The sequence below is a fragment of the Streptomyces endocoffeicus genome, from assembly GCF_016741935.1.
GTDB classification, from domain to species: Bacteria; Actinomycetota; Actinomycetes; order Streptomycetales; family Streptomycetaceae; genus Streptomyces; species Streptomyces endocoffeicus.
In genome coordinates this window covers 205,595-222,993 of sequence record NZ_JAERRG010000018.1, presented here as the reverse complement: position 1 = coordinate 222,993, position 17,399 = coordinate 205,595, and the positions used below count along the sequence as shown (strand labels likewise).

Below are 17,399 nucleotides of genomic sequence, written 5' to 3'. Positions count from 1 at the left end.
ACGCTCATCGGCCACGGCTGGCACCATGGCTGCCATGTCCGCCGGGCCACCCTTCCGCCTCGCACGAGCCGCCGTGTTCGCGGCGGTGTGCGTCGTGGTGACGGCGTTCGGACACACCCTGATGTCCGGTGACACCCTGCCGGTGTGGGCCGTGGCCGCCGCGTTCACCGGGACGACGGCGGCCGCGTGGTGGGTCACCGGGCGCGAGCGTGGAGCGCTGGTCGTGACCGGTGCGACGGTGGTCGCGCAACTCGGCCTGCACATGGCGTTCCGGTTCGCGGAGGCGACAGCCGCCCCCGTGGCGGGAAGCGCCACGGGCGACGGGGTGCCGGGGACGCGGGACATGGGTGCCGCCCCGATGAGCGGCGCCACCATGGGCCATATGCACCATGGCGCGGACGCGATGTCCGCCACCGCACCGTCCCTGGGCCATCTGCCGTGGCCCTGGGCGGGTCCGGGCGGGCCGGGCATGGCCACGGCCCACCTTCTCGCCGCGCTGATCTGCGGGTTGTGGCTGTGGCGCGGTGAGCGGGCCGTCTTCCGGCTCGGCCGCGCGCTCGCGGCCCTGCTGTTCGTCCCGCTCGTTCTCGCCCTGCGCGTCCTGGGCGCGGGCGCCACTCCGCTGCCCACGTGGCCGTCCGCACCGGCCATCGCCCGCCGGTTGCGCGGAGTCCTGCTACGGCACGTCATCCTCCGCAGAGGGCCACCGGCGCGGTTCGCCGTCCGCTGAACCGCCCGTCTTTTCCCTGCTCCTGTCAGGTGGTCGCGCCCCGATGCGGGGTCCTGACCCGATCTGGGGCACCGCCCCGATCTGGGGCACCGCCCCGATGTGGGGCACCGCCCCGATGTGGGGCACCGCCCCGATGTGGGGCACCGCCCCGATGTGGGGCACCGCCCCGATGTGGGGCACCGCCCCGTTCCGGGGTGAGCGCTGGTGACGGGCGGAGTACCGGCGCCTGCCCGGCGTCGGCCCCATCCGTCGGCACCGCCGGCCTCTCGCTGCCCCGCCGCGCCCTCGCGCGCCGGTGGCGCATGCCGGTGTGCCGTTCACCGCCTTCCGAAGGACGTTTGACGATGCCTTCCCCCACGATGCCTTCCCCCATGCGGTCCGCCGCACCGAGAAGAGCCGTGCAGTCCACCGCCGTGCACGGGCACGGCTTCGCCACTACGGCGAATGACCGCCAGGTCACCGAATGGGCGCTGGCCGCCCGTGACGGCGACCGTGACGCGGTCGACCACTTCATCCGCGCCACCTACCGCGACGTGCGCCGCTTCGTACTCCATCTCAGCGCCGATCCCCACGGCTGTGAGGACCTCGCCCAGGAAACGTATCTACGGGCGCTGACCGGGCTGTCGCGTTTCGCGGGCCGCTCGTCGGCCCGGACATGGCTGCTGTCGATCGCCCGTCGTGTGGTGGTCGACCGCTACCGCATGGCCGCCGCCCGTCCTCGCACCCTGGACGCGGACGACTGGCAGGAGGTGGCCGAACGGGCGCAGCCCGTCGGGCTCCCCGGGTTCGACGAGGGGGTGGCGCTGATGGATCTGCTGGCGGCGCTCGCCCCGGCGCGCCGTGAGATGTTCCTGCTCACCAAGGTGCTCGGTCTGCCGTACGCGGACGCCGCCACCGCCACCGGCTGCCCCATCGGCACCGTACGTTCCCGTGTGGCCCGCGCCCGCGAGGACATCAACGCACTGCTGGCCGCGGCGGAAAAGGCCGCGGAACCGGTGCGGCTGGCGGGCTGAGCCCAAGCGGCGATGCGGGGCGCGGCGGGTGGCAGGCCATCAGTGGCTGCCCGCCGCGCCCCGTACGTCACCGGTTGCACCGCCTGCCCGGCTGGTGACCTGGGGGACGCGGGGCCTGAGGAACGCGAGCCCTACAGGGCGCGGGCCAGCCGGGCGCATCGGCGGCAGGCGCGGGCCGAGGGAGCCACGACCGCGTGTGATACGGCGGCGAAGGCCCCGGCCAGCGCGACCAGCGGCCAGTCCGTGGCCAGGAGGGACGCGACGGTGAGCGTGAGCGTGGCGACCCCCATGGCCACGCCCGCGGTGGTGCCGGCCCAGGCGATCGCCAGGGGCAGCCGGGGCGGTGTGGGCAGTCGACGGGCCAGGGTGCCGGTGACGGCCAGTGCCAGCGCGGCGAGCAGCGCGATGGCGCCGACGGCCGTGGCCAGCTGCGTGGCGAACAGCTGGGCGGCGCGTGGCACCGGACCGTCCTGGCCGGGTGCGGTGCTCGAGGCCAGATACCAGCATGCGGCGAGGAGGGGGGCGGTGAGGGCGACGGCCCAGGCGGTGTGCCGCGCCTGCGCGATGGTCAGCTCCCGCTGACAGCCGGGCGCGAGTTCCTCCGGCGTCCCGAACTCCCGGACCGCGTCGTCCGCCGCCCGGGTGGGTGTGGATCCGCCGCGGATGTGCGCCGCCACCGTCTCCGTAAGGCCGTCGCGTATCTCCTCGATCATCCGAGCCTTGGCCCGCGCCGGACCGTGCAGGACGGCCGTCAGGTCGGCGATGTGCTTCTCGACGGGATCGGCTTCGGCTTCGAGGGGATGGGCTTCGAGGGGATGGGCTTCGGCGGGACCGGTCTGCCGGCCGTGGGCGCTCATATGGCGGACCGGGGCTGTGCCCCCGGGTTCAGAACGGAGCCGATCGCCATGGTGAACTCCCGCCATGCGGTGCGCTCCTCGGCCAGACTTCTCCGTCCCGCGTCGGTGAGCCGGTAGCTGCGCCGTCGTCGTTCGCCGACCGACTCCCAGCTGCTGGTCAGCAGCCCCAGCCGCTCCAGCTTGTTCAACGCGGGGTAGATGGTGCCCGTGCGCAGGTCGAGCACGCCTCCGCTGCGCTGCTGAACCGCGGTGATGATCGCGTACCCGTGCAGTGGTCCCTGCTCGAGAACGGCCATCAGCAGCCCGTCCAGGTGTCCTCGCACTCTGTCTGCCCTCATAGATAGGCAGCCTACCTATAGGAGGTGTAGGCGTGCTATGTATTGGCAGCCAACATATAGACCGCCGGGTCGGAAGGCTTCCCATGACCAAGCTGTTGCTGTCCATACATGTCCTCGCGGCGATCCTGGCGATCGGGCCGATCGCGGTGGCCGGCTCGCTCTTCCCGCGCTATGCGCGCCAGTCAGCATCCGCCCAGTCCGCCCAGTCCGCCCATTCCACCCAGTCCGCATCGGCGCGGCCCGAAGGTTCCGACGCTCAACGCGCCACCGCGGTCGCCGCGCTCCTGCACCGGATCTGCCGTGGCTACACCCTCGTGGGGATCGCCGTGCCGCTCTTCGGTCTGGCCACAGCCGCCCAACTCGGTGTGCTCACCGACGTCTGGCTCATCGCGTCGATCGTCCTGACCACGGTCGCCGCGCTCGTCCTCGCGCTGGCCATCATCCCGGCCCAGCGGGGCCTGCTCACCGCACCCGAGGACACGGCCACGAAGGGGAATTCCGCGGTGGCGGCTCGGCTGGCCATGCTCACCGGGGTCTTCAACCTCCTCTGGGCGATCGTCGTCGTGCTGATGATCGTCCGGCCGGGCTCGACCACCGGAGCGTGACGTCCGTCCCCGCCTGCGCCTGACGCCACGCCACGCCCCGGACGGCCGATCGGCTAGCGCGCCGCGTCCGCGATCAGTTTCAGCGCCAACTCCCGCAGCTCCGGGTCCGCCTTCTCCGGACTGCCGGTGTCGAAGGGCGGGTCGGGGTCGTACTCCACGGCGAGCTGCATGGCCTGGGCGGTGCGTTCGTCGGAGAGGCGGGCCGCGAGGTGCAGCCCCATGTCGATACCGGCGGACACCCCGGCCGCAGTGAGGATCTTCCCGGCCTCGACGAACCGCCCCGGCGTGTAAATGGCACCGACGTCCGCCAGATACGAGCGCGAAGCCCAGTACGTGGTGGCGGGCACACCGCGCAGCAGCCCGGCGGCGCCCAGGATCAGGGCTCCCGTGCACACCGAGGTCGTCCAGGTGGATCCGCGGTGGATACGGCGGATCCAGTCCAGGACCGCGGGGTTGGTCCTCGGCGGCGTGGTGCCGCGCTCGACACCTCCGGGCACCAGCAGCACATCGGCCCGCGACACGCTGTCCAGGGAGCGCTCGGCCACCAGCCCCAGCTCGCCGGTGTCGGTACGGACCTGCCCGGCCCGCTCGGCCACCATGGTCACCGTCACGCCCGGCACCCGGCACAGCATCTCGTACGGTCCGACGGCGTCCAGCGCAGTGACCCCGTCGTACAGCAGCACCGCCACCCGCACCGTGCCCTCGCCTCCCTCGGCTCCCTCTGTTTCCTCCGCCCTCTCGACACCTTCGGCCCGCGCGGGCGCCACCGCTCCGAACGACGTCACCAGCCCCGCGCCCAATCCGCCTGCCGCTGCCGCCTGGAGCAGCTTGCGACGACCTCGGTCCACACCTGTCATCAATGACTCCCCGATTCGATGGATGAGCCGACGAGTGCCGGCGAACCAGGTAGTCGTTCCGGAGGACGGCCGAGTTCCCGGAAGGTACGAGCCGGGGCCCGGGCCCTGTGCGGGGACCCGGACCCCGGGCGGAGGCATCGGTCCGGTCGGTCGGTCGGATGGATGGACGGACGGAAGGACGGAAGGAAGGAAGGACCTACGGAACCGTCAGCGACAGCAGTTCGGACGGCTTGTGCAGGATCACATCGGGCTCCGCCGCGAGCAGGGTCTTCTCATCGGTCTCACCCCACATCGCGGCCACGGCGGTGATCCCGGCCGCTCGCGCGCTGGCCAGGTCGGTCACCGCGTCCCCGACCATCACGGTCCGGTTGGGATCCGCGCCCATGACGTCCATCGCCTTCAGCACGATGTCCGGCGCGGGCTTGGGCCGGGCCACCTCGTCGGAGCCGAGGATCACATCGAACTGCCCGTCAATACCGAGGGTGTTGAGCAGTGAGCGGGCCCGCGGGCCGCTCTTCCCGGTGGCCACGGCGAGCCGCAGACCGCGCTGGCGCAGCTCCGACAGCAGCTCGGGCACACCGTCGAACATCTCCACCAGGTGGGCGAGCCGGTAGCTCTCGCGGACGAACGGGCCCTCCATCTCCAGGGGCAGACCCATGATCCGCATGATGTCGGGGAAGTAGCGGCCCAGATGGCGGTTGTACTCCTCGAAGGGCGGCTCACCGGCGCCCACGACCTCGGCGTAGGCGAGGGTGAATGCCTCGCGCATCACCGCGAAGCTGTTGACGAGGACACCGTCGAGGTCGAAGACCACCGAGGTGACCGGGGCGGTACCCGCGCCGGAGGGCGGGCCGCCGTGACTGATCGGATGGCTGGTCATTGAGCACTCCCGTAGTGCGGGCACGGCCGGTAGACGGACCGCCGGTCCGGGTCTCGGACGCGGTCCGGAGAACGTGGACCGGAAACGCGGTCCGTGGAAGGAAATGACGAGGGCGGAGCCGAGGAGGCGGTACGGGGCAACCGGTGTCGGCGCGGCTCACACCGGTGCCGGCGGGGTTCACACCGGTGCCGACTCCCGGACCTCCCGGGGAATCCGGGCGGATGTGTAGACCCGTTCGATGGCGCTGATGGTCCGGCGGACCTCCTCGATCACCCGCCCCCGCCCCGCCGGGTCGCGCAGCTGCCCGGGAAGCATGTCGAGCTGCCGGTCGTACTCGGTGCCGATCGGTTCGGTGGGTACGGCCACCGGGCGGGTCGTACCGTCGACGGTACGGGTCAGGGTGGACCTCTCGAGGCGGTTCGGGCTGAACCCGAAGGTGCAGCGCAGGGTCGCGCTGCCGCCGCTGCCGTCGATCGTGACCCGGGTGGTGTCCAGCTCCTCGTGCGAGGCCCAGCTCGCGTGCAGCACGACCGAACGGCCGTCGTCGGTGATGAGGAACCCGCGCGCGGTGTCCTCGACATCGGTGGCGGCATTGGCGGCATTGGCGGCATTGGCGGCGCCCGGGGGCACCGGACCGCCATCGTCGCCGCGCCACGCGGCCCGGGAGGACCGCTGGGTGATGAAGTCGGCGGACACGGTGCCGATGGCGTGCCGGAACGCGGCGGTGCCCAGCAGCGGAACCGCGATGTCGAACAGATGCCAGCCCAGGTCGACCAGCGCCCCGCCGCCCGCGAGCGACCGCTGGGTGAACCAGCCGCCCCGGTCGGGTACGCCACGCGCCCGCACCCAGGCGAGTTCGACATGGCGGATACGGCCCAGCCGGGCGGCGATCCGGTACAGTCCGCGCACATCGGCGCGGTAGCGCGCCGCGCTTCCGGCCAGCAGCACCGCGCCGCCGGAGCGCTCCGCGGCGGCCAGCCGCTCGGCCTCCTCCGAGGTCAGGCACACCGGCTTCTCCAGGAACACCGGAATCCCCTTGAGCAGCAGCTCGCTGGCGACCGCGCAGTGCAGATGGTTGGGCACCGCGACCACCGCCAGATCCACCTCGGCGGGATCGAGGTCGTGGACCGCCGCCAGCACCGGTAACCGGTCCGCGCCCTCCGACTCGGCCTCCACGGCCGCGCGGCCGCGCTCGTCGGGGTCCACCGCGGCGGTCACGGTGAAGGCGGGATTGCGGCGCAGCCGGGGCAGCCAGATCGAGCGGGCCGCCCACCCCAGCCCCACCACGGCGGTCCGGATCGGCCTTTCGCCGATGTACGGGGCGCTCATGCGTCCGCGAGCACGTCGGCGACGACGGCGGCCACTTCGTGCATCTGCGCCTCGCTGCCCAGCAGCACCCGGTGGTGCAGCCATATGCAGTCGCGGGTGAGCGCCTCGGAGTGCGGGCAGCGGCGGGCGAGTTCGTCGACCGTCAGATCCGGCGCCGCGGCCTCCCAGAAGGCGTCCGTGCGGTAGACCGCGCGGAAGGCGACGAACGTGGGCACCCCACGCTCGATGAGCACGTCGACGACCTTGGCGCGGCGCTCCTCGGTGATGCCCGGCACCCGGAACATCGCCATGTAGTGCGGGTTGCGGTCGCCGCGGTCGTCGCGCGACTGCGGTACGACACCGGGGATCTCGGCGAGCAGCCGGTTCAGCACCGGCCAGCGCTGCTCACGCGTGGTGATCTGGTCCTCCAGCCGGGTGAGTTGGGCGCGCAGCACCGAGGCGGAGAACTCGTTCAGCCGGAAGTTGGAGCCCGAGGTGCGGTGGAAGTAGCCGCGGTCGGTGCGCGGACGTCCACAGCTGTGCCGGACGAAGCCCTTCTCGTACATCTCGGCGTCGGGGAAGAGCACGGCGCCGCCCTCACCGGCGGTCATCAGCTTGCCGTTCTGGAAGCTGAACGCCGCGACCGAGCCCAGCTCACCGACCCTCTTGCCGCGCCATCGCGCCCCGTGGGCGTGGGCCGCGTCCTGGATCAGCGGCACCCCCGAGTCGGCGGACAGCTTGTCCAGCGCGTCCATGTCGCACATCTGGCCCGCCATGTGCACCGGCATGATCGCGCGGGTCTTCGGGCCGATGGCCGCCTCGACCGCCGACGGATCGATGCAGTACGTGTCCGGGTCCACGTCCACCGGAACGGCCACCGCGCCCAGCCGCTGCGCGGCCTGCGAGGAGGAGATGAAGGTGAACGCGGGAACGATCACCTCGGTGCCGGAGCCGACGCCGAGCACCTCGAGGGCGAGCTCCAGCGCGTGCGTCCCGTTGGTGACCGCCAGGGCGTGCTCGCTGCCATGGGCCGCGGCGAACTCCGCCTCGAAGGCATCGACCTCACCGCCCCCGATGCGCCACCATTGCCCCTGATCCAGGGCCCGGATCAGGGCCTCGCGCTCCTCGTCGCCGTAAGTCGGCCAAGCGGGCAGCTCGGATCGCAGTCGCACATCATTGCTCATGATTTCCCTACTCCCTTAATGCGTTATGGAGGCAGGTCCGCGGCGGACGCATTAGCACGCTAACCGGACGGCGGGCGAAACGTCATTCCCCCTCAGGGCCCCCCTATAGCCCCCTTAAAAACGCGGTTGACCAAACTCCCACACCGAGGCCAAGAGGGCCGTGCTATAAATGCACTTCCGTGATGAGTCGCTGTAATTCAGCCGATCCCACATGGTGAGGTGCGCAGTGAGCAGGCTGTTGTTGGTGAACGGACCGAATCTCGGCATCCTCGGGAAGCGTCAGCCCGAGATCTATGGCACGGATACGCTGCAGGACATCGAGCGCTGGGTCGGAGAAGAGGTCGCGGAGCGCGGCTGGAAAGTGGATTCCTACCAGTTCGATGGCGAAGCGGAGATCATCCAAACCATTCAGGGGAACTACGACACGGTCGGCGCCATCATCAATCCGGCCGCGCTCATGATGGCCGGATGGGGCCTCAGGGACGCACTGGCCAACTATCCGCGGCCCTGGATAGAAGTGCATCTGTCGAATGTCTGGGCCCGTGAGCAGTTCCGCCATGAGTCGGTGACCGGACCGCTGGCCGCGGGCGTCATCTTCGGACTCGGCGCCGTGGGCTATCGGCTCGCCGCCCGCGCCCTGCTCGAAAAGGTGCCGGACTGAGCGCCCGCCACGCCGTCACCCCACACCGCGAAGGCTGACGAGCCGGGAGACGACCATCAGTCATCTGGGAATCGACGTGGGCGGCACCAAAGTGGCGCTGCGCCTCGAACATGACGACCTGAGCATCCGCGAATCCTCCTTCCGCTGGGCGGAGCCGGACGGTACGGACGCCATCACGTCCGGCGGCGCCCCCCGCGACCTGGAGCTGCTGGCCCGGCACATCAGGGAGCTGTGCGCGGGCCACCCCGAGCGGCTCACCGGCGTCGGGGTCGCGCTGCCCGCCACCCTCGACGCCACCGGCGCGGTCACCGCCTGGCCCGGCCGCCCCGGCTGGGCCGGAGCGGATCTGCGGGGCGCGCTGTCCGCGCTCTTCGGCGACGCCGAGGTGCGCTGCGCCGACGACGGTGATCTGGCCGCCCTCGCCGAAGCACACGAGGCGGGCTGCCCCGATCTGCTCTACCTGGGCGTCGGCACGGGGATCGGCGGTGGCATCGTGCTGAACGGAAAGCCCGTCCCCGGCGTGGGCCGCGGCTCCTGCGAGGTCGGCCACCTGATCGTGGACCGCGACGGCCCGCTGTGCGACTGCGGACGGCGCGGCTGCGTCCAGGCGGCGGCCTCGGGCCCGGCGACCCTGCGCCGCGCTGCGCGGCGGCGGGGCGAGGAGGTGGCCTTCACCGCGTTGCGCGAGGCCGTGCGGGACGGAAGGCAGTGGGCCGTGGCGGCGCTGCGGGAGAGCGGCCGGGCCCTGGCCACGGCCGTGGCCGGTGTGTGCGAGCTGGTCCATCCCTCGCTCGTACTGATCGGCGGAGGGTTCGCCGCGGCGATGCCGGAGCTCGTGGCGATGGTGGCCGAGCGGACGACGGCGCTGGAGCGGCCGGGGCATCCGCTGCCACCGGTTCGGCCTGCGACACTGGGGGGACTGTCGTCACTGCACGGCGCCGTTCTGCTGGCCAGGGGACTGCCGGCCTGATCCGGCCGCCCCTTGACCCTCACACCGTGTCAGGCGCTGAACTCGGAGCCATCATGTTCACCATCGGAGACTTCGCCCGGCACGGCCGTGTCTCGGTCCGGATGCTGCGCCACTACGACGCCACCGGACTGCTGCGCCCGGCCCATGTCGACCCCGCCACCGGATACCGCTCCTACTCGGCCGCCCAGCTCAGCCGGCTGAACCGGATCATCGCGCTGAAAGAGCTCGGCTTCACCCTCCAGCAGGTGCGGGACATCGTGGACGACAAGGTCGGCACCGAGGAGCTGCGCGGCATGCTGCGGTTGCGGCGGGCCGAGCTGGAGGCCACGGTGGCCGCCACGGCGGCACGGCTGACGCAGGTCGAGGCGAGGCTCCGGTCGATCGAGAGCGAGGGGCACATGCCCACGAACGACGTCGTCATCAAGACCCTCCCCGCGGTGCGGGTGGCCGAGCTCACCGCGACCGCCGCCGGTTTCGAGCCCCAGGACATCGGCCCGGTCATCACACCCCTCTACGACGAGCTGTTCCGGCGCCTCGACACGGCGGGCATCACCCCGACGGGCCCCGGTGTCGCGTACTACGAGGACGCCCCGGACGGCGGTGGCGCCGTCACCGTCCACGCCGCCGTCCAGGTCTCCGCCCCGCTCCGGGACGGTGCGGACCTGAGGATCCTCGATCTGCCGCCCGTCGACCGGGCCGCGACCATCGTGCACCGCGGTCCGATGGACGCCGTGGTGCCCACGGCCCAGGCCCTGGCCCATTGGATCGACGGCAACGGCTACCGGTCCGCCGGCTACCCCCGGGAGATCAACCTGGAGTGCCCGGAGAACCGCGACGAGTGGGTCACGGAACTCCAGGCACCGGTGGTCCGGGCCTGACGGCCGTGGACGAGGTGGTCAGGAGGCCTGTGAGCGGCTCCTTCTGCGGGGGCGGCCCGCCCCGGCCGGTTCGGTGCGCGGATCCACCCCCAGTTGCCTCAGCTGCTCGAAATCGGCCGTGTCCATCCTCTCCAGAATCTCCAACTGCCGTGCCAGGGCATCGGTTTGGCCCTCGACATCGTCATGCCGTCTGAGCGCGGCCGCCGTGGTGATGTGAAAGCGGGCCAGGGCCACCTTCAGACTGCGGCTCTCGAGGATCATCCGGTAGCGGGTCTCCTCCGCCAGCGCGTCCTGCACCGATCGGACCGGCCGGGCGAAGAACAACGTGACGATCTGCCCCACCCCGAGCGCGCCGAGCACGGCGGGGCTCTGCCACCCGATGCGGTCCGGGAGGAAGACCCCGACGAGCGACAGCAGAAGTGCGCTGGCCAGCAGACATGTGCCCAGCCCCAGCAGGAACTTGCTGGCGAAGCCCACCGTGTGCTGCGCTCGTCGGAGGCGTTCGGCGGTCTGGATGCGATAGTCCCGCATCCTGGCGTCCTCGTAGGACAGGATGCCCTGCTTGTCCTGGATGTACGAGGAGTAGCCCACGAACTCCGCGTCCCCGCCACGGGACAGCGGCCGGTCGTCGTCCGGCCGCGAGCCCAGGAAACGGGCCAGCTCCGCCAGACCGATCATCACCTCGGTGTGCAGCACACGCTGGCAGAAGTCCAGGGCCGTCAGATGGCGCTCCAGGGTCCTGCTGGCGGTGAGCGCGTCCGAGACGACGAGCTGCCGCACGTCGTAGCGGGAGCGGATGCCGGTCAGCAGCAGCTGGACCTTGATGTCGGTGAGGACACCGATCACCACGACATGCGTGGTCTCCTGCCGTCCGTCACCCAGCAGACCGTCCAGCAGCGTGGTCAGCGGCGCCGGTTCGCTGAGGTCGGGGCGTCCGCCGGAGCTGTGCTGGAAGTCGAAGAGGGTGTTGGACCGCACATGGTGGACACGGAGTTTCCCACCCCAGCCGTCCTCGGCGTCCGCGGGCGCGCGCAGCTCCGGGGCCAGCACGTCCGTGAGCCCGTCGACGTACGCCGCCCCCCAGGTGCCGGCCTCGCAATGCGCCCCGTACTGCCTGCGCTCCAGGTCGTACGTCTCTCCCGGGACATGCCAGTCACGGATGTTGATCAGATGCAGGACGCCGTCGCCGTGTCCGCGCATCCGGGAGCCGACGGTGGCGTCGAGGAAGCGGGCCAGTGGCGAACGGCGCAGCTCCGCTTCGGACAGGACCCGGCGGTGGCCCTCCGTGCGGAGGGACGCACCGCTCTCGCTGTCCAGCAGCAGCTTGGAGACCGCACTGTCCGGCAGGGACAACTGGCAGTCCAGGTTGAGGAAGAAGTCGTTCTGCAGACACTGTGTGATGAGTATGTACTGCGACGGTGCCGTCGGCTCCATCGCCACCCCCCGTGGATCCGAGTGTGTCTCTTCGGTGTGCCGCACGCCGTCAGCGCGGCAGCAGCGGCCACTGACTGGACAGCCGCATGGCGGCCTCCGTGACCGCCGGATCGCCGGATTCCATGGCCACGCCGTCCAGGTAGGCGTGGGCCGCCGCTTCGTAGAGCTCGTCGACCGCGTAGAGCCGCTCCTCATGGGCCGCGCGGCGGGCGCCCGCGCGGGCGCCCACGGTGGCCTCGGCCTCCCTGGCGCGCTCGGACCCGGCGAGATCCGTCTCGATGTCCTGCTCCAGTTTCCGCAGCCGCTCGGCCGTGGTCCGGTACGCCGCCAGATACGGGTGCTCCTCGCTCAGCCCGATCAGGAAGGCGATGCCACCGGAGAGCAGCAGCAGCGCGACGAACATCCAGGACACGGAGTGCGGGTCCAGGTGCAGGGACTCGATGAGGCTCGGTGGGTTGCTCACGCTGTCCCCGACATCCGCGGCCACATCGGGCGGCAGATCCAGCGGAGGCTCCTCCCGGAACGCCACCTTGGCCCGCAGATCCCCCAACGCCCAGGCCCCGTACGCCCATATGCCCAGCAGGGCGAGGGCGGGCACGGACGACAGCCGGACCCCGCCGGTGGCGGAGCGCCGCCGCAGGATCCAGCCCGCGATATGCGGGGCGAGGATCATCGCCACCGCCACGGCCACCATGAGGCTGTAGGAGAGCAGATCGGCGAACCGCCCGACACCGTGCAGATTCTCGAACACCGAGTAGTAGACGGGCAGTTCGACCACGATCAGGGCGGCCAGCACCCCGAACTTCATCCAGCGCGGCATACCGGGGCGCGCCGCCGCGCCTTCCCACGCCGCCCTGGTGGACAGGGCCCGCTGGGCGGCGTCCGCCTCCGCCACCGGATCGTGGTCGGACACCGCCTGCCAGCGGGCGTGGCCACCGGTGGTCTCCGGCTCGTCCTCGCGCCGCGTGGCGTCCGGCCGTTCGGGACCGGTGGCGTCGGTGGTGTCGTTGGCGTCGGCGGGCATACGGGCGCGCAGCCACCGGCGCTCGAAACCGCCCCGTACGGCGTCGCGGAAGGTCTGCCACCGGTCGGCCCGCCGCGCCAGCCGGTCCAGCTGGTCGGTGGTCACCGATTGCTGCTGCTCCAGGGCGGCCCGCCGCCGGTCCGCGCGCTCCAGCCGCACTCCGGCGGCGGTGGCGGCCGCCCGCACCCGGCTCGCCTCCAGCGCGCCGTCCTCCTCGGCCCGCGCCTGCTTCTCGGCGAGCCGGTGCCTGACCTTGTTGCGCAGACTGGCCAGTTCGGCGAAGTAGGGCACCCGGTCGGGGCTGGCCAGCACCCAGGGGTCGAAGACCTTGCGCGTGGCCGCCGAGGCGCCGTGCTTGCGCGCCCGGTCCAGCAGCCAGGTGCTGTCACCGGCCCGGATGACATCCGAGGCGACGAGCTCGGGCTGCGGCAGCGCCCCGTCGGGGAACCGCCGCGCGGCAGTCCGCCCGCCGCGGCGCCCGCGGTCCGCGTCGGCCCTGCGGCGGCGCAGCCTCAGCCGCCGCGGCGCCTCGTCGTCACCGGCGGTAGGTGGTGTGGACATGTGCCTTCACCCTCCCCTCCAGAAGCTCCGTCCAGAAGGAGTCGAACCGCTCGTACCGGGAGGTGTCGGTGCCGTACTTCATGCCGTAGCCCACCGGGTAGATGTCGGCGCCGGACAGCTCCGGCCTGCCGTGCGACTTCAGGAAGCCGTCGATGACGGTCCGGCGGCTCGCGGCGGTGGACAGGTCCTGCCGCCCCAGCCGGAAGTCGGTGTCGCCCTGGTCGAAGTCGCTCACCACCAGGACGTCGAACGACGCGTCGGCGCCGGACGGCTTGGACAGCGCGATGCGCGACAGGCCCCCGAGCACATCGGAGCCGGGCTCCTCCTTCTGGGCGCAGCGCAGCAGCTTCAGGGCGTTGGAGAGGGCCACCGCGCGCATGGTGGTGCGGGTCCGCTCGCGGTCGGCGGTCTTTGAGGTGTTCGGGTCCAGGTCCAGCGGGCTGACCTGGCACTTGGACGCCTTGGACACCTTGGTGATCGGGGCGAAGGACGTCTTGCGGCACTTCTTGTCCGCCAGGAACGTCTGGAGGGTCGCCTTGAGCTTGGCCTCCGCGTCGAAGCCGGTCCGGGAGGCGGCCGCGGAGCCCGATCCGTCGACCACGACGCCACACGTCCGGGAGTAGCGTGACGGCTCGTCGGAGCCGCAGGCCGTGCCGGCCGCCGCCAGGGCGAGCGCCAGTACGGCGGTGAGCGCGCGCCGACGGTTCCGGCGCCGCCGGGCGTCCGGGCGCTCCGGAGCGGGGCTGTGGACGGTCTGGACGGTCATCGTACGGTCCTCCCGTCGACGCGGTCGGCGTTCTGCCGTTCGAGTATGCGCAGCGCCCGGGAGGTGGCCGTCCGGGCGCTGTCGTCGTCGTCCAGCAGCCAGACGTCGGGCTGGTGCCAGGACCCGTCCAACTCCACCCGGCCGGGCAGCCACTCCCCGGGCGGGCGCCGGGGGAGGCGGGAGAGCTGGGGGTGGGTCTCGCGCACCGCGTCCCAATAGCAGGCCAGTCGCTGATTCGCCTGGTCGACGACGGCCTGGGCATGCGACCGGCACCGGTCCACGCTGGTGCGCCACTGGCCCATCCAGTGGCCGTACCGCGCGAGCGCCGCGGGCCGGGGGTCCTCCCGGACGTCGTACTGGGTGACGACGCGCACCGACTCCGCGCGCAACCTGCTGAGCAGGGCGTGCTCCCGCCCGATGAGGGCGGCGCGCATCTGCTCGGTGGCCCGGCGGACGCCGGTGCGCACCTCCATCACATAGGGGGTGATCAGCAGTTCAGGAGCCGGTGGCTCGATGGGCGGCGGTGGCGTCTTGCCCCGCTCCTCCTCGGGCGGCGCCGGGAGCGGGACGCGGGGGACGCCGCGGGCGCCGTCGCGCCTGCCCCGCCATCGGGCCGCGAAGCGGGCGGTGCGGCCGAGCCTTCCCCGGCGCACCACCCCGTTGACACTGTCGGTTGTGATCATGGAAATGGATCCCCCGATTTCCCTGGTGCGGAAATTCCCGCTCCGGACAGCCGCATTGCGGACAGTGAAATTCCGCTTTCTCCCGCAAAGGGCTCGCAGTCGATGTGGATGACGCCGGCGATGTCGTTGTCGATTCGATTCCCTGTCAGACCGTATCGATGAGGTCGTACCCGGGAATGCTCCCCATAGGACACGATCCTGAAAACGCCCGGAAGTCGACCGGAGAACGCCCTCGTCGATGCCTGACGCCGGGTCATACTGGAACGGTTCCGGGGCAACGCCTCTTTGATCATGAATCTCGGAACACGACCTCGGGGGAATGGGAGATGGGTCGGTGGAGAACGTTCCAGGGTGCGCGGAGCCCACGCTCCGGATCAGCCAGACGCACTTTCCGGTGGAGACCCTGGGCCCGGGGCGGCGCCTGGGCATCTGGTCCCAGGGGTGCGGGCTGGCCTGCGCCGGCTGTATGTCCCGGCACACCTGGGATCCGTCGGGCGGCGCCTCCCGTACGGTGTCGTCCCTGCTCGGGCTGTGGCGCGAGGCGTTGGCGCGGGGCGCCGACGGGCTGACGGTCAGCGGCGGCGAGCCGCTCGACCAGCCCGCCGCCCTGGAGGCCCTGCTGGCCGGGGCGGTGCGGGCCCGTGCGGAGGCGATGGCACCGGGCGGCCCGGCGGCGGGCCGCGAGATCGACATCCTCCTGTACACGGGATACGAGGGGGAGGAAGTGGAAGCCGACGCGGTGCGCTCGGCCGCCGTCCGCCACGCCGATGTGCTGGTGACGGGACGCTTCCGGGTGGCCGAGCCCACCGCCCTGGTGTGGCGCGGCTCGGCGAACCAGCGCATGCGGCCGCGTACGGCGCGGGGGCGGGCGCGTTACCAGGAACATCTGGCCCGGACGGAGAGCGGGCCGCGTCTGCAGATGGTCGAGGGGGACGGCGATGTGCGGCTCTACGGAGTGCCGCGGCGCGGCGAACTGGCCGCGCTGGAGCGTCGGTTGCGGCGCGCGGGGATCGCTCTCACCGGTGCGAGCTGGCGCCCCTGAGCGGCGGCGCCCGCCCGGCTGGTACGGCGCGTGGTGGGCCGGTCGCCAGGGCGCGTGGTGGGGCGGTCGGCAGGGCATGCGGTGGGCCGGGCGGTACGGCGTGCGGCGGGTCCGGCGGCTGTGGTCAGGGGCGCGGCGAGCCGGGCGGCGGTGGCCGGGGCGGTTGTGGGCCGGGCGGTTGTGGGCTGGGTGGCGGTGGCCCCCGCTGCCGTGGTCCGGGCCGCCGTGGCCCCCGCCGCTGTGCTCACAGCGCGCCCACGGCCTCGGCGATCTCCCGGCTGCGGACCACCAGGTGCACCCGCCAGCGGGCGTCCCGGGCGAGTTCATCGCGGATCGCCCAGCGCAGCCAGGTCGCGCTGACCGCCGGTGCCAGTCCGCCCCGGCCCGCGCCGAGCAGCGGAAAGCAGATGGAGGACAGGGCGGGTTCGTACCGGTCGCGCTCGGTCCGGGCGAGCGCGAAGCACGCGCTGACCGCGCGGGCGATGCTCTCCGGTCGGACCTCGTACGTATCGTCCAGCGGTGTGGCCACCGCGGCGTGGTAGATCCGCCGGACGCCGCGCGCGGCGAGCGCTCCCGGCGAGGTGGGCACCACCGTGCCCGGCCGGATCGGCAGCCCCGGGCGGCCGTGGGCGCGCAGCCACGCGGCCAGTTCGCGGGCGAGCACATCGTCGACGATCTCCCCGGCGGGGTCGCGTACGGCGGCGGCCAGGCGCAGCGCGCCGGAGACGGTGGGGCGGAAGGTCTTGGACATCTCCAGGTAGACGTTCTCCGAGGAGACCAGCACCTCGATGTCCCGCAGCAGTTCGATGGGGGAGACATGGAGGGTGAACGTGCTCTGCGCGTCCACCGGCACACTGTCGACCCGCAGCGGAGGCTCCTGGCCGGTCCGGATTGTCCGGCCGGTCCGGCCGCCGCGCGCGAGCGCGCTCTGCCCGGCCGCGGTCGGTCCGCCGGGGAGCTGTGCCCCGGCGCCCGGTCCGGGGCCGCGTTCAGGCGAGCCCTGTCCGCCGGTGGAGGGCGGCGGCTCGCGCAGGATGGTCAGCACGGCCTCGGCGAGCTGCTGGATGACCTGCGGTTCCTGGTGCTTGCGGAATCGCTCGGGGGTGACTCCGTACACGGCGGCGGCCGTCTTACGGCGGTCATGGGCGGGCGCGCCCCGGCGGTCGGGGAGCAGCCCGAAGGTGTGGGCCGCGGCCCGACCGAGCAGATCGCGCTCGCCGAGGCGCCGTACCGCCTCCTTGAGCAGCGCCTCGATACCGGCCGGGGCGTCGTCGGAGCCATCGCAGAAGCCGCCCGCCACGGCCGCGGCGCGCAGCGCCGGCCGATCGATGCTGCGCAGATCTGGAAGTCCGGGTCTGCGTATGTTTTTGAGTTCTTCCAGGAGTTGATCGTATGTGGGCAAATTTGACTCAAATGACTCCTGACTCATGGTCACCAGGCTAGCGACCGGCCGAGAAAGAGGAAATCGGTCGCCCGGCGGCCGTTCCCGCCGGGCATTGTGCCGCGGTAATTCACACCGCGCTGGAACAGATTTCCGATTTCCGGGGTTCCGCTTTCTTGATCCACGGCCCGGCGGCCCCCGGCCGTCGTCGCCGCCATGAATCCGAC

General features: G+C 72.1%; 19 protein-coding genes. 8 read left to right on the top strand and 11 right to left on the bottom strand.

The window, feature by feature from the left end; translation table 11 throughout:
• Positions 1 to 34: 34 nt before the first annotated feature.
• From JK364_RS35495 to JK364_RS35485, 3 genes are all read left to right on the top strand, one after another.
• Positions 35 to 730 carry a hypothetical protein gene (locus JK364_RS35495; RefSeq protein ID WP_201855468.1) on the top strand — a complete coding sequence of 232 codons (696 nt, stop codon included), beginning with the start codon at positions 35 to 37 and terminating at the stop codon, positions 728 to 730.
• Between the two features lie 43 nt (positions 731 to 773).
• Positions 774 to 938 carry a hypothetical protein gene (locus JK364_RS35490; RefSeq protein WP_201855467.1) on the top strand — a complete coding sequence of 55 codons (165 nt, stop codon included), beginning with the start codon at positions 774 to 776 and terminating at the stop codon, positions 936 to 938.
• A 163-nt stretch (positions 939 to 1,101) separates the two neighbouring features.
• Positions 1,102 to 1,743: a sigma-70 family RNA polymerase sigma factor gene (locus JK364_RS35485; RefSeq protein WP_504942249.1), complete on the top strand. Its 642-nt coding sequence runs from the start codon at positions 1,102 to 1,104 to the stop codon at positions 1,741 to 1,743.
• Between the two features lie 131 nt (positions 1,744 to 1,874).
• Here JK364_RS35485 and JK364_RS35480 read toward each other — a convergent pair whose 3' ends face one another.
• Both JK364_RS35480 and JK364_RS35475 read right to left on the bottom strand, forming a co-directional pair.
• The gene (locus JK364_RS35480) at positions 1,875 to 2,600 is read right to left on the bottom strand and encodes a permease prefix domain 1-containing protein (RefSeq protein ID WP_230992976.1); all 726 of its coding nucleotides are present in this window, start codon (positions 2,598 to 2,600) and stop codon (positions 1,875 to 1,877) included.
• Positions 2,597 to 2,938, bottom strand: a complete 342-nt coding sequence (locus tag JK364_RS35475) for a PadR family transcriptional regulator (RefSeq protein ID WP_201855465.1) — start codon at positions 2,936 to 2,938, stop codon at positions 2,597 to 2,599. Before JK364_RS35475 ends, JK364_RS35480 begins: the two co-directional genes overlap by 4 nt.
• Before the next feature lie 83 nt (positions 2,939 to 3,021).
• Between JK364_RS35475 and JK364_RS35470 the strand changes: the two genes are divergently transcribed.
• Positions 3,022 to 3,543, top strand: a complete 522-nt coding sequence (locus JK364_RS35470; RefSeq protein ID WP_201855464.1) for a hypothetical protein — start codon at positions 3,022 to 3,024, stop codon at positions 3,541 to 3,543.
• Between the two features lie 53 nt (positions 3,544 to 3,596).
• Here JK364_RS35470 and JK364_RS35465 read toward each other — a convergent pair whose 3' ends face one another.
• The 4 genes from JK364_RS35465 to JK364_RS35450 form a co-directional block, all read right to left on the bottom strand.
• Entirely contained in the window at positions 3,597 to 4,238 is a 642-nt protein-coding gene (locus tag JK364_RS35465) for a DJ-1/PfpI family protein (protein WP_443732268.1), read from the bottom strand.
• Positions 4,239 to 4,596: 358 nt separating this feature from the next.
• Positions 4,597 to 5,280: an HAD-IA family hydrolase gene (locus JK364_RS35460; RefSeq protein ID WP_201855462.1), complete on the bottom strand. Its 684-nt coding sequence runs from the start codon at positions 5,278 to 5,280 to the stop codon at positions 4,597 to 4,599.
• A gap of 177 nt (positions 5,281 to 5,457) precedes the next feature.
• The gene (locus tag JK364_RS35455) at positions 5,458 to 6,609 is read right to left on the bottom strand and encodes a Gfo/Idh/MocA family protein (protein WP_201855461.1); all 1,152 of its coding nucleotides are present in this window, start codon (positions 6,607 to 6,609) and stop codon (positions 5,458 to 5,460) included.
• The gene (locus tag JK364_RS35450; RefSeq protein ID WP_201855460.1) at positions 6,606 to 7,772 is read right to left on the bottom strand and encodes a DegT/DnrJ/EryC1/StrS family aminotransferase; all 1,167 of its coding nucleotides are present in this window, start codon (positions 7,770 to 7,772) and stop codon (positions 6,606 to 6,608) included. Before JK364_RS35450 ends, JK364_RS35455 begins: the two co-directional genes overlap by 4 nt.
• A 226-nt stretch (positions 7,773 to 7,998) precedes the next feature.
• Here JK364_RS35450 and JK364_RS35445 point away from each other — a divergent pair, with 226 nt between their 5' ends.
• The 3 genes from JK364_RS35445 (at position 7,999) to JK364_RS35435 (ending at position 10,281) form a co-directional block, all read left to right on the top strand.
• On the top strand, positions 7,999 to 8,433 hold the full coding sequence (locus JK364_RS35445; RefSeq protein WP_037956014.1) for a type II 3-dehydroquinate dehydratase: 435 nt from the start codon (positions 7,999 to 8,001) through the stop codon (positions 8,431 to 8,433).
• Between the two features lie 76 nt (positions 8,434 to 8,509).
• The gene (locus JK364_RS35440; RefSeq protein ID WP_307841471.1) at positions 8,510 to 9,403 is read left to right on the top strand and encodes an ROK family protein; all 894 of its coding nucleotides are present in this window, start codon (positions 8,510 to 8,512) and stop codon (positions 9,401 to 9,403) included.
• A gap of 53 nt (positions 9,404 to 9,456) precedes the next feature.
• Positions 9,457 to 10,281, top strand: coding sequence for a MerR family transcriptional regulator (locus tag JK364_RS35435; protein WP_201855459.1), 825 nt, complete (start codon positions 9,457 to 9,459; stop codon positions 10,279 to 10,281).
• A gap of 18 nt (positions 10,282 to 10,299) precedes the next feature.
• Here the strand turns inward: JK364_RS35435 and JK364_RS35430 are convergent, their stop codons facing one another.
• The 4 genes from JK364_RS35430 to JK364_RS35415 are packed head-to-tail and all read right to left on the bottom strand — an operon-like array spanning position 10,300 to position 14,749.
• Positions 10,300 to 11,715, bottom strand: a complete 1,416-nt coding sequence (locus JK364_RS35430; protein WP_201855458.1) for a hypothetical protein — start codon at positions 11,713 to 11,715, stop codon at positions 10,300 to 10,302.
• 49 nt (positions 11,716 to 11,764) lie between these two features.
• Complete coding sequence (locus tag JK364_RS35425; RefSeq protein WP_201855457.1) at positions 11,765 to 13,300, bottom strand: hypothetical protein; 1,536 nt, start codon at positions 13,298 to 13,300, stop codon at positions 11,765 to 11,767.
• Entirely contained in the window at positions 13,275 to 14,066 is a 792-nt protein-coding gene (locus JK364_RS35420; protein WP_201855456.1) for a hypothetical protein, read from the bottom strand. Before JK364_RS35420 ends, JK364_RS35425 begins: the two co-directional genes overlap by 26 nt.
• Positions 14,063 to 14,749, bottom strand: coding sequence for a hypothetical protein (locus JK364_RS35415; protein ID WP_201855455.1), 687 nt, complete (start codon positions 14,747 to 14,749; stop codon positions 14,063 to 14,065). The genes JK364_RS35420 and JK364_RS35415 overlap by 4 nt, the downstream gene beginning before the upstream one ends.
• Positions 14,750 to 15,083: 334 nt before the next feature.
• Here JK364_RS35415 and JK364_RS35410 point away from each other — a divergent pair, with 334 nt between their 5' ends.
• Positions 15,084 to 15,791, top strand: a complete 708-nt coding sequence (locus JK364_RS35410; protein WP_201855454.1) for a 4Fe-4S single cluster domain-containing protein — start codon at positions 15,084 to 15,086, stop codon at positions 15,789 to 15,791.
• Positions 15,792 to 16,035: 244 nt separating this feature from the next.
• On the opposite strand, the gene JK364_RS35405 is transcribed toward JK364_RS35410, so the two are convergent.
• Positions 16,036 to 17,193, bottom strand: a complete 1,158-nt coding sequence (locus tag JK364_RS35405; RefSeq protein ID WP_230992975.1) for a macro domain-containing protein — start codon at positions 17,191 to 17,193, stop codon at positions 16,036 to 16,038.
• Between the last annotated feature and the right edge of the window lie 206 nt (positions 17,194 to 17,399).

Bases quoted from the DNA above. Each gene is read 5' to 3' on its own strand.
- JK364_RS35495 (WP_201855468.1), top strand. From the start codon at position 35: ATGTCCGCCGGGCCACCCTTCCGCCTCGCACGAGCCGCCGTGTTCGCG.
- JK364_RS35490 (WP_201855467.1), top strand. From the start codon at position 774: ATGCGGGGTCCTGACCCGATCTGGGGCACCGCCCCGATCTGGGGCACC.
- JK364_RS35485 (WP_504942249.1), top strand. From the start codon at position 1,102: ATGCGGTCCGCCGCACCGAGAAGAGCCGTGCAGTCCACCGCCGTGCAC.
- JK364_RS35480 (WP_230992976.1), bottom strand. From the start codon at position 2,600: ATGAGCGCCCACGGCCGGCAGACCGGTCCCGCCGAAGCCCATCCCCTC.
- JK364_RS35475 (WP_201855465.1), bottom strand. From the start codon at position 2,938: ATGAGGGCAGACAGAGTGCGAGGACACCTGGACGGGCTGCTGATGGCC.
- JK364_RS35470 (WP_201855464.1), top strand. From the start codon at position 3,022: ATGACCAAGCTGTTGCTGTCCATACATGTCCTCGCGGCGATCCTGGCG.
- JK364_RS35460 (WP_201855462.1), bottom strand. From the start codon at position 5,280: ATGACCAGCCATCCGATCAGTCACGGCGGCCCGCCCTCCGGCGCGGGT.
- JK364_RS35455 (WP_201855461.1), bottom strand. From the start codon at position 6,609: ATGAGCGCCCCGTACATCGGCGAAAGGCCGATCCGGACCGCCGTGGTG.
- JK364_RS35450 (WP_201855460.1), bottom strand. From the start codon at position 7,772: ATGAGCAATGATGTGCGACTGCGATCCGAGCTGCCCGCTTGGCCGACT.
- JK364_RS35435 (WP_201855459.1), top strand. From the start codon at position 9,457: ATGTTCACCATCGGAGACTTCGCCCGGCACGGCCGTGTCTCGGTCCGG.
- JK364_RS35430 (WP_201855458.1), bottom strand. From the start codon at position 11,715: ATGGAGCCGACGGCACCGTCGCAGTACATACTCATCACACAGTGTCTG.
- JK364_RS35425 (WP_201855457.1), bottom strand. From the start codon at position 13,300: ATGTCCACACCACCTACCGCCGGTGACGACGAGGCGCCGCGGCGGCTG.
- JK364_RS35420 (WP_201855456.1), bottom strand. From the start codon at position 14,066: ATGACCGTCCAGACCGTCCACAGCCCCGCTCCGGAGCGCCCGGACGCC.
- JK364_RS35415 (WP_201855455.1), bottom strand. From the start codon at position 14,749: ATGATCACAACCGACAGTGTCAACGGGGTGGTGCGCCGGGGAAGGCTC.